Consider the following 15273-nt stretch of genomic DNA (forward strand, 5'->3'; position numbering starts at 1 on the left):
CACCCCCGCCACCCTGCCCGGGGCGGGGCGTCAGGGGGTCGAGGGCGTCGCGGCCGGCGCGGGGGGGGGTGGGGGGGGGGGCGGCCGGGACATCCGCGACGACGGGCGCGGGGTGCGCCTCGACGGGGGCGTCGGAGAGGTGCGGGGAGCCGGGGCAGTGATCGCAGGGGTCCGCGCCCTGTCGGCCGGAGCCCTTGCACTCGCGGCAGGGCCACTCGGTCTGGGGGATGTCGCGCTCCAGCTTCCGGTACCGACCGTACACGAACGTGGAGTTCACCTTCGCGTCGACCTCGTCGTCGGCCAGATCGATCGTGAACTGCACGTCCGGCCGGTCGAAGGACACCTCCGTCTCCGTGAGCCGGCCGAACCGCTTGCCGACCTCGCGGTTGAACTCCGACTTGAACGGCTCGCCCGCGTCGTCGTCGAGCCCGGCCTCCTCGCGGAGCAGCGCCTCGTTCTCCTCGATCAGCGGCGGGGGGCGGGTGCCGACGTTGTAGGTGGCGAACGCGACGCCCTCGACCGCCTCGGCGGCGCGCTCGGCCCACTCGTCGAACTCGGTGCAGCGCCCCTCGCAGACCCAGCAGTCCGCGGTCTCGACCGGCTCGTGGTCCTCGTCGTCGCGGAGCGCGAGCGAGACGCGCAGCGCCGACCCGCGTTCGGCGTTCGACAGCCCGAAGCTCCGGTCGGCGACGAGGCGGCCGAGACACGCGTCGCACACCGGCCCCGTCCCGGTCGCCCGCGCCGCGACCTCGAGTACGTCCATACGGTCCCCAGCGTCCCCCGTGGTAACTGTCTTACTACATCGCGAGCGGCCCGGACCCCGTGAGACGCTCGGTGGCCTCCCGGCCGACTTAAGGCGGTCCGCGTCGTTTCGCCGGGCGTGAACGAGCCGGCCTCGCGCGAGGAGAAGCTGGAGCTCGGCGTCGAGCTGTTGGCCCACCTCGAACACGAGGAGCTGGCGCTGCCGGACGCGATCGACCGGATCGAGACGGTGACGACGAGCCCCTCGCTCACCCGCGAGATCCTCGACGCCGCCGAGAAGCGCGGCGTCGTCGAGCGCGAGAACGCCCGCCTCCGCGTCCAGCGCGGCGGGACCTACGTGAACTACGAGAGTCAAGTGACTCAGCGCGAGGGGGAGTTCGAGTGCCGCCGCTGCGGGACGACGATCACGACCGGCCACTTCGTGAAGTTGGACGCCGGCGAGCTCGGCCCCTTCGGCTCCTCGTGCATCCGGAAGGTGACCGGGCGCGACGGCGACGGTGGGGGCGGCGACGACACCGGCGGCTCCGGGACGGGGTAGCCGTTGAAGGTGTCACAGAACGGTTTTCACGCTTTGTTGACGGGACTGTAAACCGCTCAGTACAGATACAGCTGCGTGCGATTGCGGGAGTACGTGTATCGAGTTGGCTGGGTGGTTGTTTATAAGTGACCGATGACTCTGCGGTGACGGCCTCCAAAGCCCCAGCCGGCCCGCACCTCACACCTCCCCAGCCTCGTCGCCGGACTACGTCCGGCTGCAAGCGAGAGCTTCGCTCTCGCCCTGTCGCTGGCGCCGGCGGCGCCAGCGACTCCCTCGCGCGACGCTCCTCGCGGGCCTACGGCCCGCTCGAAGGCGCGCGCCACCGCCTCGTTATTTATAAGCGATCGTCGCCCTCGCTCAAACGCGTTTAAATATCCCATCGCTGCCGACGAACTGCAACACCCACTCCCGCCATCAATCAAGAAACAGACCCACTCTCACGCCGAATCCCCTGAATCACGAGCGAAATCAAACTCTCCCGAACCGTTCTGTGAGACCCGCGGTCGTTGTTTATAAGCATCGCCCGTCCCCTCTCTCACTCATGACCGACGACCTCGACACGCCGGTGCTCGACGACCACCTCCACCTCGATCCGCGTCACGGCCGCGGGATCGACGCCGTCGAGGACTTCGTCCGGCTCGGCGGCACCCACCTGCTCGTGGTGAACAAGCCGTCGTGGCACCTCGGCGTCGAACCCGACGAGCCGGCCGACTTCCGACCCGTCTTCGAGGAGACGCTCGACGCGGTCGCGGCCGCAAACGAGGTACTCCCGGGCCGCGCGTGGCCGGTTCTCGGCGTCCACCCCGGCCTCATCAGCCGACTCGTCGACGAGCGGGGGTTCTCGCCGGAAGACGCCCGCGACCTGATGTGCGGCGGGCTGGAGGTCGCGAGCGAGTTCGTCGCCGACGGCGACGCGCTCGCGCTGAAGTCGGGGCGCCCGCACTACGACGTGAGCGACGCGGTCTGGGACGCCTCGAACGCCGTGACTCGTCGCGCGTTCGAGTTGGGCGCCGCGCTCGACTGTGCCGTCCAACTGCACACCGAGGCCAGCGAGGACCTCACCGATCTGGCCGAGGCCGCCGAGGAGGTCGGCCTCGACCCGGCGAACGTCGTGAAACACTACGCGGAGGGGCGGCTCGCGGGCCCGACCCCGAGCGTGATGAGCGAGAAGGACCGGCTGGAGCGCGCGGCGGAGGCGGACGAGCCGTTCCTGATGGAGACCGACTTCGTCGACGACCCCGAGAAGCCGGGGATGGTGCTCGGCCCGAAGACGGTCCCGCGCCGCGTCCGCTGGCTGCTGGAGGAGGGGTACGACGACGTGGTTCGGACCGCTCACGTCGAGACTCCCCGTGCAGTGTACGGGATCGACACCGAGGCGACGCTGGATCGGGACGCCTGATCGCGACCTGATCGCGGTGCCGAAGCGCGACGCCTGAATCCCGCCGTCGAGCGGGTGAGACGCCCTCTCTCGCGACGATCGATAGGAAAGGCATTTGAGTAGTCCGGGCGACGTACGGGACATGACCGACGACGACGCCGTTGAAACGTTCTATACCGACGAACGGTGGCAAAACTGGCTCGACAGGCTCAAAGAGGAGGATCTGGACCCCGAGAACGAGGACTCCGCGCGGCTTCTGTTGAACCTGCAGGACGACGCCGCGATCGCGATCGTGAAGATCCTCACCGCGCTCGACGACGAGCGCATCGGCGAGGACCGCGCGGTCGAGGAGATCCGCGACGTCCGCGACATCGTGCTCGCCGACGTGGAGTTCGACGACGAGGACAAGGTCATGCTGATCGACGGCGTCCAGACCTCGCTCGTCCCCGTCTTCTACGCGGCCGAGGAGTACGTCGTCGGCGGCGTCGTCGAGGGCGATGTGAGCGAGTTCGTGCGCGCGGCCGCCGACGCCGAGGCCGAGGACGACCTCGACGCCGCGCTCGGCTACGTCGTGCAGGCCGGCACCCGGATCATCGACGGCGAGGTCCTCGATATCGACCTCGTCGAGGACTTAGAGTACGGGCTCGTCTCCGAGTGGGTCAACGGACTCGACTCCCTGCAGTCTGCCATCGAGGACCCGGAAGTCGTCGAGGAAGAAGACTGAGCGCGGCGGTCGGTTCGGGCTTCGTTTCTCTCGGTTCGCCCGGCCCCGACGAGCCGTCGGGCCACCGAACGGCCGCAACGGCGGCCTGACAAACCGTTATGAACTCGCGCGACCACACCCGTGTATGGCAGTCTCCGCGGCCGGAATCGCGATCGCGCTGCTCGTCGTGTGGACGGCCAGTTCGTTCGTGCCGTTCGTGCCGAGCGGCGTCCTCGCGGCGCTGACCGTCGTCGGCTACGCGTACACCACCGGGTTCACGGAACCGGGCCTCGCCGTCCTGATGGCGCTCGTCCTCGTCTCGCTTCTGGCCTCCGTCGCGGAGTTGGCGTCGGGAATGGTCTCCGGGCGGCTCGGCGGCGCCTCGACCCGATCGGTCGTCGCCGGGACGCTCGCGGGCATCGCGCTCCTGTTCGTGTTGGGGCCGATCGGGATTGTCGTCGGACTGGGCGGCACCGTCTTCCTCGCCGCGCTCTACGAGAACGATGCCGACCCGCGCGTAGCCGCTCGGCAAGCGGCCTACGCGGTGGTCGGCGCCCTCGCCAGCGCGGTCGTTCAGGCGGTCATGCTCGCCGGCGTCGCGGTCGCGTTCGCGCTCGCCGTCCTCTGAAGCCGGGATCCGAACTCACGCCGCCACCGCGAACAGCAGTAGGTTGTGCGCCGCGGGGCCGAGCCCCATCGCCGCGACGAAGCCGAGCAGGAGGTACCCCTCGGCGGGGGTCTCCCGGACGTACGCCGCGAACAGCCAGACGACGGCGCTCGAGACCGCGAGCTTCACGAGCAGGAACAGCCACCCCTCGCCGACCACCGGGAGGGACGGGAGACCGCCGACCTCCAGCAGGATCCGCGAGAGCGGCGTGCGCTCGCCGAAGCCGAGGTTGGTCGTTCCCACCGCGGTGGAGACCCCGTCAAGCGCGTGGCCGAACACCGCGAGGGCGCCGACGCCGCCGGTGATCGCGGTTTCGGGCCGGAGCCGTGTCAGGCCGACCCAGACGGCGCCGGCGACCGGGACCGTGAGCGCGAGCGCGATCGCCGACCAGCGCACGCCCGCCGGCGAGAGACTGGTCGAGACCGCGACCGCGACGATCGGAGCGAGGAGAAGCGCCCCGCTCGCGGCGAGGATCTCAGCCACCTGATCCGGGCGGGCGGTGTCGGCGGCGAGCCACGCCGCGCCCGCAAGCGATCCGACCGTGAGGTAGACGGTCGGCGAGCCGGCGAACGGGGAGAGGAAGGGCGGGAGCGCGTCGACGACGTAGAGGACGTGGGCCGCGGAGCCGAGCGCCATCCACGGGGCGAGTGCGAGCACGCGCCGACCGGTGACCCGCGGGCGCCGGCGGCGGAGCGCGGCGACCACCCCGCCGGTCGCGAGCAGGACGACGAGGAGGTACGGCGCGGGCGGCAGGGTCGTCCCCGCCGGGAGGAAGGGGAGGCCGCCGGCCATCAGACGGACAGCACGGGCTGGCTGGCGTACAGGAGGACGTACTCAGCGGCCTTCCCGAGCACCTCGCCGGGGTCGCCGGAGACGGGCTCGCGCGGGACGACGATGAAGTCCGACTCCAGCTCCTCGGCGGTGTCGAGCACGACGCTGCCGGGGTGAACCGTCTTCATTTTCGTGGAGAACCCGTAGGCGATGGAGTTACTGTGAGGGACGCCCGCCGCCTCCGCGCGCCGCGCCACGGAGTCGGTGAACGCCTCGGTGTCGTCGGCCACGTCGCTCTCGTCGACCACGCCGTGGTCGATGGCGCGGACCACGTCCTCGTCGAGCACGTACAGGGCGTGGACGCTCGCGCCGTACTCGGCGGCGACGGCGATCGCGTAGTCGACCGCCTCGTGGGACTCCTCGCTGCCGTCCACCGACACGAGGACGAGGTCGATGTCGAGATCGGTCATACGCGAGTCGTCGTCGGGGGAGGGCAAAAAGCCCGCCCTCTGCGGTCGGTCCCGCGACCCGGCGAGCGACGGGTGCGGACGACCCGGACGCCCCCGCCCTCAGAACTCCGCGAGGTCGCGCTGTCCGGCCCCACGTCGCTCGGCCGGCGGGACGTTGGTCGCGACGATCTCGTCGACCTCGTCGCGGTTCCCCGCGTCGCTATTGATCGCGCGGGTCGCGCCCTCGCGATCGACGCGGAAGCCCGCCTCCGCGTACGACTCGTACATCACGCCGCTGTTGCTGAGCACGATCCACACGCCCGCCTCGTCGAGCGCGGTCGCGGCGTCGAGCAGTCGGCGCTGGTCCTCGCGGTCGAACCCCTCGGCGCTGTACTCGTTGAAGCTCGCGGTCGCGCTCATCGGCTCGTAGGGGGGATCGACGTAGACCAGATCGCCCGGCTCCGCGGCGTCGAGGACGTACCCGAAGTCGCCGTTCCGAATCGTCGCGTCCGCGAGCGCGTCGCTCGCCCGCCGGATCCGGTCGCGCTGGACCCAGTCGGGGTTCGCGTACCGACCCACGGGGACGTTGAACCCGCCGTCGGCGTTCTCGCGGTAGAGCCCGTTGTAGCAGGTGCGGTTGAGGTACAGGAGGAGCGCGGCCTCCTCAAGGGGGTCGAACTCCCCCTCGTACGGCCGCCTGTTGAACCGCGCGCGCTGCTGGTAGTAGTAGCTCTCCACGTCGCGGCCGCGGGCCGTCTCCTCGGCGTACGGGAGCGCGGGGTCCGGGTCCTCGTCGGGGTCGTCGAACGACTCCAGCCGCTCGATCAGCGCCTCGGGGTCGTCGCGCACCCGCTCGTAGAAGTTCACCAATCGCGGATTCGCGTCGTTGACGGTCGCGTCCGTCGGTTCGAGGTCGAAGAACACCGCGCCGCCGCCGAGGAACGGCTCGTGGTAGCGACCGTGCGTCGCCGGGAACCTGGCGTACAGCTCGTCGAGGAGCTGCCGCTTTCCGCCGGCCCACTTCAGTATCGGCTCGGCCATGCGATGTCTGGGGTCGCCCGCCACGGCGTATAAACGTCTCGGGCGCGGCTCACGACGGGGCCGGACGCGACCCGCTGCCCCCGCGGATTCAGTCGTCGGCGGGATCGTCGTCCGGGTCCGGGAGGTCGGCGATGTGTTCGGCCGCCTCCTCGAAGTTCGGTCCGGGCTCGATCGTCTCCTCCTCCCGGTCCCACTCGATGTATCCGGCCTCTTCGAGGGCGGGAAGGTGGGCCTCGCGGAGCTCGGCGGCGATCTCGTCGGCCCGTCCGCGGACCTGCAGGTCCGCGACCGTCTCGACCGTTTCGTCCGCGAGCCCGGCGATGACTCGACGGCGCTCCGGCATCGCCATCGTCTCCGCTTTCTCGGAGGAGGGATCGTGTGTCATTGACATTGACTGTTCGTATCTACATTACGGTTCGCAGTGGAATAAAAGTACGGGCGTGGATATCGTTCGCGTCCCGCTATCGGACTCGCAGGCCGCGGTGAAGCGTGTATCCGGGCACGAGCAGGAACAGGAAGGGGACTCCCGTGAGCGGGTGCGCCAGCAGCGAGCCCGCGGCGAGGATCAGGTACCCCTTATCCGGCGGCGACCACGCGGTCCGGGTCCGCATCGCGTCGAGCTCCGCGGCGAAGGCGTACAGGAACCCGCCAGCGACCGCGAGCCACAGCGCCCCGGCGACGGCGATTGCGGGGAGCGTGCCCGCCGCGTCGACGACGGCACGGGGCACGCCCCGCCGCCCGGACGCGTACGCCGGATCGACCAGCGCGCGGGCGAGGATCGACGCCGGCAGGTACAGCGCGGCGACGGCGACCGTCGCCCAGAAGCGGACGTTACCCCGTGCGCCGGCCACCGGTGTAGGGGCCATGGTCGAACCGTGGCGAGCGAGCGGGAGAAGCCCTCCGGTTGTCGGTCGGCCGCCGGCGACGCCGCCGCATCGTTCGCCGTAACCGAGTCAGCGGACAGCTCCGACTGAGGAGTTCGATGAGGCCGCATTTCCGACACGACTCGACGGCGAGTCAGACCCCGTACGCGACCCGCTCGCCCACGTCAAGGCCGTTCGCGAGCGCGGCGTGGAGCCGCCCCTCGCCGGCGACCCAGTCGCCGAGGAGGAACAGTCCCTCTCGACGCGCAGAGTCGATCGGGCCGCGATCGACGCCTCCCTCCGGCTGCGCGTACCGCCACCCCTGGTGATCGGTCCACGCCGGGTCCGCCAGTCGGTCGTCACCGACGATTTCGGCGGCGTGGTCCGCCAGCGTCGCGACGTTTGCGGCCGGGTCCGCGTCGTAGCGCTCGACCGACCACTCGTGGTTCGCCTGCACGACGAGCAGGCTCTCGCCCTCCGGAACGTGGCCGGGCTTGCACTCCTCGCGGGAGATCCACCCGACCGCGTGCTCCTTGTCGGTGTTGACGAGGCCGTAGTAGGGGACGTCGAGCGGGAAGGGGTAGCGCAACACCGCGGTCCAGACGGTGCGGTACGTCACGTCGCCGACCGCGTCGACGAGCGCCTCGCGGACGGGCGAGTCCCACTCCGCGCCCCGGAGGAGCTCCGCTGTCTGGGGCGCCGGCGGGTTCAACAGGAGGGCGTCGAACGGTCCCCACGTTTCGCCGTCTGCGTTGTCGACCTCCCACCGGTCGCCGACCCGGCGGACCGTCTCGATCCGCGTCCGTCGGTGGACCGTCGCGTCGGTCCGACCGAACAGCCGCTTGGCGATCTGGGTGAGCCCCCGCCGGTAGCTCCACTTGTGCTCGTCCGCGTCGCGGCCGGGCGAGACCTCGCCGTTCGCGTCGAAGACGTGGATCGGCTCCGCGATGTCCACGAGCCCCTCGTCGTCGAGCGTCTCCGTGATCAGCTCGACGACGCGCTCGTCGTCGGCCTTCAGGTAGTTCGCGCCGTAGTCGTACGTCAGCTCGTCGTGGCGGCGGGTCGCCGCGCGACCGCAGAGGCCGCCGGACTTCTCGAAGACCGTCACGTCCGCGTCCGGGACCGCGCCGTCGACGGTGAACGCGGCGGCCGCCGCCCCCGCGCCCGCGCCGACGATGCCGATGTGTGTCACGGGTGCGGAGAAGGGACGCAATCACTTAATCGGTCGCTCGGGAGCGGCGTACCCGCCGGCGGTGACTGCCTTCGTCGCCGGCGCCGACCCACCTCAGTCGTCGTCGGGGCCGACGACCATGACCGGCGCCGACGCGCCGCGCTGGACCCGGACCGGGAGCGGATCGGGGTGGACGAGCCGGTCGAGTCCGGTCCGGCGCGCCGAGCCGACGACGATCAGGTCGGCGTCGTGTGCGGCGGCGAAGTCCGTCACCTCCTCGTGGGGGGTGCCGTAGCGGAACCACTTTTCCACGTCGACCCCGGCGGCCGTCCCGCGCTCCGCGGCGTCCTCGACGAGCCGCTCGCCGGTGCGCTCGCGCCGCTCGACCACCACGTCCCATCCCTCGGCGTCGTCGACGACGTACAGCGCGTCGACCGCCGCGCCGTGGGCCGCCGCGAGGTCGACGCCAGCCTCGACCGCGGCCAGCCCCGCGTCGTCGTCGCGGGTGACCACGAGGATGCGCTCGAAGCGGTCGGCGGCGGCGGGCTCAGTGGCGGACGACTCGGTGGCGCGTGATTCGATGGCGCGTGATTCGATGGCGGGCGATTTGTCGGTCGCGTCGGCGGTGTCTCGGTCGGCGGACATGGTTCGTGCGCTCGGCGCCCCGGTACCGGGACGCCGAAGTTCTCGACCTCACGTTGTACGGGACGCCACTTAACGATTTTCGACAAGATAGACGATTATCATTATTTATCCGCAAACACGATCAATCCGTCAAGGTTAGCGAACGATATCTAGTCAAACGATTTCCGACAGAGCGATATTGTGAAATATCGTGATAGTGTTCCTCGTCGTGGGAATGACCCGTTCGGGCCCTAACGAGGTGGCAAGAACCTCCCCGACGGCGCGTTTTATTCCCGCGTGCCGACAGCGTCGGAACACGAACCGCCGGTCCGGCGGGCGGACCGGTCTCCGAGTCCCTCATGACCCACGACACGACCGGACGCGCGACCGAGGGCGACGATGGCTGACGGCGGTGACGCCTCGGACGATCCGACCGACGCCCCGGAGTCGACCGATGCCGACGGCGGCGTCGACTACGCCGGACGAGCCGCCGACGCCCTCGGCTTCTCGCGCTGGTGGCAGATCGTCGCCGCGGCGGGGATGATGGCGGCGGTGAGCCCCTACCAGTACGTCTGGTCGTCGATCGAGCAGCCGCTGGCCGAGAGCCTCGACATCGCCCTGCCGGCGCTCGGCGCGGTGTTCTCCTTCTACGTCGTCTTCCAGTCGCTCTCGCAGTTCCCCGCCGGGAAGTGGCGCGACAGCCGGGGGCCGGGCGCGCTCACCTTCGTTGCCGCCCTGCTCGCCGGCGGCGGGTACGTCGGGCTCGCGTACGCAACGACGCTCTGGCAGCTGTACCTGCTGTACTCGCTCGGCGCGGTCGGCGTGGGGATCGTGTACACGGTCGCGGTCAACACCGCGGTGAAGTGGTTCCCGGACAGGACGGGGCTCACGACCGGCGTCGGGACGATGGCGTTCGCGGGCGGGAGCGCGCTGGTGGTCCCGTACGTCCGCGCGAACGCCACCGTGGCCGCCTACGGCGACGTGCTCCGGAACGTCGGGCTCGCCATCCTCGTCGTGACGCTCGTCGGTTCGTACCTCCTCCGAGACCCGCCGGACGACTGGCTCGGGCTGGAGGACCGAGAGGACGACGGAGAGAACGATGAGGGGGACGACAATCTCGCGGCGTCGCTCCGCGGTCGCGCGTACACGACCCGCGAGATGCTCTCGACGTGGCAGTTCTGGCTGCTGTACGCGATGTTCATCGCGACCGCCGGCGCCGACCTCGTCGTCATCGCGAACGTGGTCCGGTTCGCGGAGCAGTTCGGGCTGGCGGCGGTCGTCGCAACCGCGTCGGCGACCCTGCTCCCCGTCGCCGCCGGCGTCTCGCGGATGATCCTCGGCGAAGCCTCGGACCGCTTCGCTCGCAAGCGGGTGATGGCGGTCTCGTTCGTCCTCGCCGGGCTATTCCGCCTCGCGCTCATCGGAGCGGGGTCGTCGGGGTCCGGGGTCGCGTTCGTCGGGCTCGTGATGGCCGCGATGTTCTTCTCCTCGCCGCTGTACGTCTACTTCCCCGCGCTGCTGGCCGACTACTACGGGGCGCGGAACTCCTCGGGCAACTACGCGGTCCTCTACACCGCCAAGGTCGGCGGCGGCGTGTTCGCCGGCACCGTGACCGGCTACCTCGTCGCGACGGCCGGCTGGGTCCCGACGTTCGCGCTCGGGGGCGGGCTGGCGATCGCCGCGGGGCTGGCGGCGCTCCTGCTTCGACCGCCGAGCGGGTCCGGGCTGGAGGCCGACGCGTCGGCTGCGGCCGACTAGTCGACGGACTCGCCGGCGAACGAGTGCTCGTCCCCTCGATCGGTTTCCGTACCCGATCTGCGAGCTCTGTCGGTCAGCTGTCGAAGTCGAGCTCGACCGCGTCGCCGGCGTCGGCGTCGCCCGAATCGACCACGTCGTCGCCGGCCGCGAAGCCGGCGTGGAGGTGCTCGTAGGTGCGGTCGATCGCCTCCACGATCACCTTCGTGTCGCCCGTGACCGGCATGAAGTTCGTGTCGCCGTCCCACCGCGGGACCACGTGGGTGTGCAGGTGGTCGATTGAGCCGCCGGCCGCCGAGTCGCCGAGGTTCTGTCCCGTGTTCACCCCGTCGGGGTCCACGTCGTAGCGCAATGCCGCGAGCGTCGCCGCCTTCAGCCTCGCGTGATCGAGCAGGGTCGCGTCGTCGAGGGCGGTGGGGTCCTCGACGTGCGCGTCCGGGATCACCATCGCGTGGCCCGGGTTGTACGGCGCGTTGTTCAACAGGACGTAGTTATGCTGGCTGCGGGCGACGACCCGCGCGTCGCGGGCGTCCTCGCGCTCCGGCAGGACGCAGAACGGACAGCCGTCGATCGGGTCCGCGTCGCGCTCGACCCACTCGATCCGCCACGGCGCGTAGATCCGGTCCATCAGTCGTCGAAGTCGTGGATGCCGGCGGTCGTGATCTCGACGCCGTCCTCGGTGACGAGCAGGGTGTGTTCCGCCTGACTCACGAGGGCGTCGTCAGCCTCCTTCAGGACGGGGTACCCCTTCACCGCGTTCGCCTGCTTGAGGCGTCGCAGGGCCATCTCGGCGCGGTCGCCGTCCAGCCACCGCGCCGCGAACGGGAGATCGTCGAACGCCTCGATCTCTTCGAGGACCTGTCGCGCGCGGCGGTCGCGGACGCTCGCGGAGCCCTCGCGCTCGAAGATCTCCTCGTCCGTCCCCTCGCCGACCTTCCCGCGGCCGTCGGTGGCGAACGGCTCGATGGCGACCGCCTGTCCCGGCTCCAGCTCGACTGAGCGGTCGACGCCCCGGTTCGGCACCGTCGGCCCCGTGTGAGCGTCGTACCGCTCGACGCCGTGGCCGGAGAGGTTCAGGACGGGCGTGTAGCCGTACCCGCGGATCACGTCCTCGATCGCCTGCCCGATCACGCCGACCTCGACGCCCGGACCGGCCTCGTCGACCGCGGCCTCGAGCGCCATCTCGGCGGCCTCGACCAGCTCGGGGGTCCCCGTGTGGTCGACCGTGACCGCGGCGTCGGCGATGTAGCCGTCGACGTGGACCCCGACGTCGAGACACACCATCTCCTCGTCGAACTCGGTCTCGTCGTCGCGCCCCGGCGTGGCGTGGGAGGCCTCGGGGTCGACGCTGATGTTGACGGGGAACGCGAGCCCCGCGCCCTGCTCGCGGATGAAGTCCTCCGTCCACTCGGCGACCTCGAGGTGGGTGCGCCCCGGTTCGACCATCTCGCGGGCCTCGTTCATCGCCTCCACCAACACCGCGCCGGCCTCCCGGTAGCTCTCGACCGCGTCGTCGTCCAGGGATCCGTGGCTCATGTCTCCGGGTTCGGCGACCGACCGCAAAGAGGTTGCGGAGGGCGTTCGCGGACGCTCAGCGCGCGGGAGAACGGGTCACGTCGCGGGCCCACCGTCTCCCGGCGGGGCGCCGTCGGTGGCCAGGTCGAGATTGGCGTCCGGTCCGTCGTCCGTCTCCGTCCCTTCAGTGGTCGCCCCCTCCTCGGTTGCTTCCGCCTCGCCTTCCGCGGCGGCGCCGTCGGGCGTCGGGAACCACATCGTGATCAGCGTCCCCGTCGGCTCGCGCGTGTGGATCTCCAGTTCCCCGCCGGACTCGGTGACGATCCAGTGGACGAGCCAGAGACCGAGTCCGCTCGCGTGTTCCAGCGCCGTTTCGCGAGCCTCCGAGAACACGCTCCGCTCGACCGGCGGGATCCCGGGACCGTTGTCCGCGACGGCGACCCGGTACCCCTCGCCGTCCGGGTCGACCGCCACCTCGACGATCGGCTGGTCCCCGTCGTTGTGAACGACCGCGTTCTCCAGTACGTTCCGGATCGCGGACTCCAACAGCTCGTCCGCACACACCACCGCCTCGTCCGGCGTCGACACCGTCACCGTCGCCGCCGGGAACGACGACTCCAGCGACTCGCAGAGCCGCGGAATCAGCCTCGACAGGTCGATTTCGGCGCGCGCGCCGTCGCTGTGGAGCGCCACGTCGATCTCGCGAGCCTGGTCGCTGAGGTGGGTCAGCGTCTCCACCTTCCGGTCGATGATATCGAGGTACTCGTCGCCCTCGTCGTCGACGTGGTCGCGCAGGAGGTCCGCGTACCCGCCGATGACGTTCGTGTCGTTTTTCAGGTCGTGTCGGAGGACCCGGTTGAGGACCTGAAGCCGCTGTTCGTACCGCCGGCTCTCCGTCTCGTCGGTGGCGGTGATCACCACCTCTTCGGTGTCCTCGAACAGGCGCTCGACCGTCGTCTCGAACCGCCGCCAGTTCCCGTCCGCGTGGGCGATCCGGTGGTCGAGCGCCTGCGGGTCGCCGGTCTCGAAGGCCCGCTCGAAGGCGTGTTGCGCCTCCCGGCGGTCGTCGGGGTGGACCAGATCGATCACGGGGCGCCCCTCGATCTCCGCGGGCGAGTGGCCGAGCAGCCGCTCTATCGACGGGCTCACGTACCGGAGCAGGCCGTCAGTTCCGCAGACCGCGATGACGTTCGGCGATTTCTCGATGAGCGCCCGGTAGCGGCGCTGAAGCGTCTCGCGCTCGGTCACGTCGCGGAACAGGAGGACGGTCCCCCCGGCCGCAGATCCCGTCTCCGTGTCGACATCGTATCCAGTCCCCGCCGTGGCGATCGGGTGGGCGGTGACAGTCAGGAAGCGGGGGTCGGAGCCCCCGTCGAGGGTCACCCTGAGGCCCTCGTCCGGCTCCGGTCCGGCGCCGTGGTCGGGGCGGCTCCCGCTGGCGGTCTCCGTCGCCGCCACGAGATCGGCCACTGCCGGGGCTCGCTCAAACGTCTCTTCGACCCCGCGACCGACCGCCGCGGACGGGAACAGCCGGCGGGCCGGCCGGTTGAGATCGACGACGCGGCCGCCGGCGTCGACGACGACGACACCGTCGGAGAGGTTCGAGAACACCGTGTCGCGAGCGATCGGCGAGAGATCGAGGAGCCGGTAGCGGAACACCACCCAGCCGAGCAGCCCGGAGGTGACCGCGAACGTGACGGGCGTGTGATCGACGAACACCGGACCGAGAACCCCCGCGATTCCGACGACGCCGACGGCCATCGGCGCGACGCCGGCGACGAACAGCACCGCGGCCTGCCGCCGAAACACGCCGTCGCGGGCGACCGCGGCGTAGCCGAGCACGCCGAAGGTGAACAGGTTCACGGCGTAGCAGTACGTCATAAACCCGATGAGCGCCGGCGTCGGCAGGTACTCCATAACGAGGTAGCCGTTCGCGCCGTCCAGCGACGGGGACGCGTAAAAGAGCGGGTCGGCGCCGACGACGAGGACTCCGCCGACGGCCGCTGTGGGGACGAGACAGAGGAGGGCGAACCGGCGGGGTCGGAGCCACCTCGTCCAGCCGACGTACGCGAACACGAACGCGGGCCAAGCGACGGCGAGCAGACCGATTCCGACCCACACGAGGCGGTTCCACAGCAGGGTCGCCTCGAGCGTCGTCGCGGACAGCTGCGCCGCGTACGCCAGCGACCAGACCCCGCTGGCGACCGTGACGCCGACGAAGCTCCGCACGAGCGGGGTCTCTCCCCGCGACCGGTTCCAGAGGGCATACGCGGCGAAGGAGAACGACGCGATCACCGCCACGAGCAACGGTGCCGTGTACGGCGTCGGTTGCCACACCATCGATACCGACTCCGATGACTGTAGCGGGTAAAAAGGAACCGGACCGAACGTCCTAATACCGGGGCGAAACCACGGGACGTATGCTCGAACCGGGCGATTCCGCACCCGCGATCACGCTGTCCGACCAGCACGGCGACGCCGTCACCGTCGATCCGTCCGCCGCGCGCTACACGGTCGTCTACTTCTACCCGCGGGCCGACACGCCGGGCTGTACGACCGAGGCGTGCGGCTTCCGCGACGAGTGGGACGCCTTCGAGGGCGCCGACGTCGCGGTCGTCGGGATCAGCGACGACCCCGTCGAGGACCTCGAACCGTTCGCCGAGGAGTACGACCTCCCGTTCACGCTGCTCTCCGACCCCGACGGCGAGGTCGCGAGCGCGTACGACTCCTACGGCGAGAAGCAGATGTTCGGCAACACCTTCGACGGCGTGTTCCGGAACACGTACGTCCTCGACGCGGACGGGACGATCGCGCTCGCCTACGAGGGCGTCTCTCCCGAGGACCACGCGGTCGAAATCCTCGACGACATCGAGGCGCTGGAGGGCTGACTCCGGCGGCGTACTGGTAGACAGCCCGGTCAGAACACTCAGTGCGCGGGATATTCAGCTCCGGGTCCGGCCAGTGCAGACAGCGTAATGAGTGATTGCGGGAGTAGGTGTTGCAGATCGTCAGTAGCAAGATGCTATTTAAAAGGGT

General features: G+C 70.3%; 17 protein-coding genes. 6 read left to right on the forward strand and 11 right to left on the reverse strand.

Annotation, left to right across the window (positions count from 1 at the left end):
- On the reverse strand, window positions 1-763 hold a 763-nt coding region (locus tag ACP96_RS00840; RefSeq protein ID WP_237561587.1), incomplete at its 3' end, for a tRNA pseudouridine(54/55) synthase Pus10.
- A gap of 117 nt (window positions 764-880) precedes the next feature.
- Here ACP96_RS00840 and ACP96_RS00845 point away from each other — a divergent pair.
- The 4 genes from ACP96_RS00845 (at window position 881) to ACP96_RS00860 (ending at window position 4009) form a co-directional block, all read left to right on the forward strand.
- Window positions 881-1300 carry a DUF5830 family protein gene (locus tag ACP96_RS00845; protein WP_050031751.1) on the forward strand — a complete coding sequence of 140 codons (420 nt, stop codon included), beginning with the start codon at window positions 881-883 and terminating at the stop codon, window positions 1298-1300.
- A gap of 541 nt (window positions 1301-1841) precedes the next feature.
- Window positions 1842-2699 (forward strand): TatD family hydrolase, encoded by an 858-nt coding sequence (locus ACP96_RS00850; protein WP_050031752.1) that lies wholly within the window; start codon window positions 1842-1844, stop codon window positions 2697-2699.
- 121 nt (window positions 2700-2820) lie between these two features.
- Window positions 2821-3402 carry a DUF2150 family protein gene (locus ACP96_RS00855; protein WP_050025265.1) on the forward strand — a complete coding sequence of 194 codons (582 nt, stop codon included), beginning with the start codon at window positions 2821-2823 and terminating at the stop codon, window positions 3400-3402.
- A gap of 124 nt (window positions 3403-3526) precedes the next feature.
- Window positions 3527-4009, forward strand: a complete 483-nt coding sequence (locus tag ACP96_RS00860) for a DUF456 domain-containing protein (RefSeq protein WP_050031753.1) — start codon at window positions 3527-3529, stop codon at window positions 4007-4009.
- A gap of 15 nt (window positions 4010-4024) precedes the next feature.
- On the opposite strand, the gene ACP96_RS00865 is transcribed toward ACP96_RS00860, so the two are convergent.
- The 7 genes from ACP96_RS00865 to ACP96_RS00895 all read right to left on the reverse strand — a co-directional run bounded on the left by ACP96_RS00865 (window position 4025) and on the right by ACP96_RS00895 (window position 8988).
- Window positions 4025-4840: a DUF63 family protein gene (locus ACP96_RS00865; RefSeq protein WP_050031754.1), complete on the reverse strand. Its 816-nt coding sequence runs from the start codon at window positions 4838-4840 to the stop codon at window positions 4025-4027.
- Window positions 4840-5289, reverse strand: coding sequence for a universal stress protein (locus ACP96_RS00870; protein ID WP_050025268.1), 450 nt, complete (start codon window positions 5287-5289; stop codon window positions 4840-4842). Before ACP96_RS00870 ends, ACP96_RS00865 begins: the two co-directional genes overlap by 1 nt.
- Window positions 5290-5388: 99 nt before the next feature.
- On the reverse strand, window positions 5389-6309 hold the full coding sequence (locus ACP96_RS00875; RefSeq protein WP_050031755.1) for a DNA adenine methylase: 921 nt from the start codon (window positions 6307-6309) through the stop codon (window positions 5389-5391).
- A gap of 88 nt (window positions 6310-6397) precedes the next feature.
- Window positions 6398-6694 (reverse strand): hypothetical protein, encoded by a 297-nt coding sequence (locus ACP96_RS00880; RefSeq protein ID WP_050031756.1) that lies wholly within the window; start codon window positions 6692-6694, stop codon window positions 6398-6400.
- A 76-nt stretch (window positions 6695-6770) separates the two neighbouring features.
- Window positions 6771-7175: a hypothetical protein gene (locus tag ACP96_RS00885; protein ID WP_050031757.1), complete on the reverse strand. Its 405-nt coding sequence runs from the start codon at window positions 7173-7175 to the stop codon at window positions 6771-6773.
- 151 nt (window positions 7176-7326) lie between these two features.
- Window positions 7327-8364 (reverse strand): NAD(P)/FAD-dependent oxidoreductase, encoded by a 1038-nt coding sequence (locus ACP96_RS00890; protein WP_050031758.1) that lies wholly within the window; start codon window positions 8362-8364, stop codon window positions 7327-7329.
- Window positions 8365-8457: 93 nt separating this feature from the next.
- Window positions 8458-8988 carry a universal stress protein gene (locus tag ACP96_RS00895; RefSeq protein ID WP_050031759.1) on the reverse strand — a complete coding sequence of 177 codons (531 nt, stop codon included), beginning with the start codon at window positions 8986-8988 and terminating at the stop codon, window positions 8458-8460.
- 378 nt (window positions 8989-9366) lie between these two features.
- On the opposite strand from ACP96_RS00895, the gene ACP96_RS00900 reads away from it, so the two are divergent.
- The gene (locus ACP96_RS00900; protein ID WP_050031760.1) at window positions 9367-10725 is read left to right on the forward strand and encodes an MFS transporter; all 1359 of its coding nucleotides are present in this window, start codon (window positions 9367-9369) and stop codon (window positions 10723-10725) included.
- Window positions 10726-10798: 73 nt separating this feature from the next.
- Here the strand turns inward: ACP96_RS00900 and ACP96_RS00905 are convergent, their stop codons facing one another.
- From ACP96_RS00905 to ACP96_RS00915, 3 genes are all read right to left on the reverse strand, one after another.
- Entirely contained in the window at window positions 10799-11350 is a 552-nt protein-coding gene (locus ACP96_RS00905) for an HIT family protein (protein WP_050031761.1), read from the reverse strand.
- On the reverse strand, window positions 11350-12258 hold the full coding sequence (map, locus tag ACP96_RS00910; protein ID WP_050031762.1) for a type II methionyl aminopeptidase: 909 nt from the start codon (window positions 12256-12258) through the stop codon (window positions 11350-11352). Before map ends, ACP96_RS00905 begins: the two co-directional genes overlap by 1 nt.
- Before the next feature lie 75 nt (window positions 12259-12333).
- Window positions 12334-14577, reverse strand: coding sequence for a histidine kinase N-terminal 7TM domain-containing protein (locus tag ACP96_RS00915; protein ID WP_082222423.1), 2244 nt, complete (start codon window positions 14575-14577; stop codon window positions 12334-12336).
- 80 nt (window positions 14578-14657) lie between these two features.
- Here ACP96_RS00915 and bcp point away from each other — a divergent pair, with 80 nt between their 5' ends.
- Window positions 14658-15125, forward strand: a complete 468-nt coding sequence (gene bcp, locus ACP96_RS00920) for a thioredoxin-dependent thiol peroxidase (RefSeq protein WP_050031763.1) — start codon at window positions 14658-14660, stop codon at window positions 15123-15125.
- Window positions 15126-15273: the final 148 nt, after the last annotated feature.

It is taken from the genome of Halorubrum halophilum (genome assembly GCF_000739595.1).
GTDB classification, from domain to species: Archaea; Halobacteriota; Halobacteria; order Halobacteriales; family Haloferacaceae; genus Halorubrum; species Halorubrum halophilum.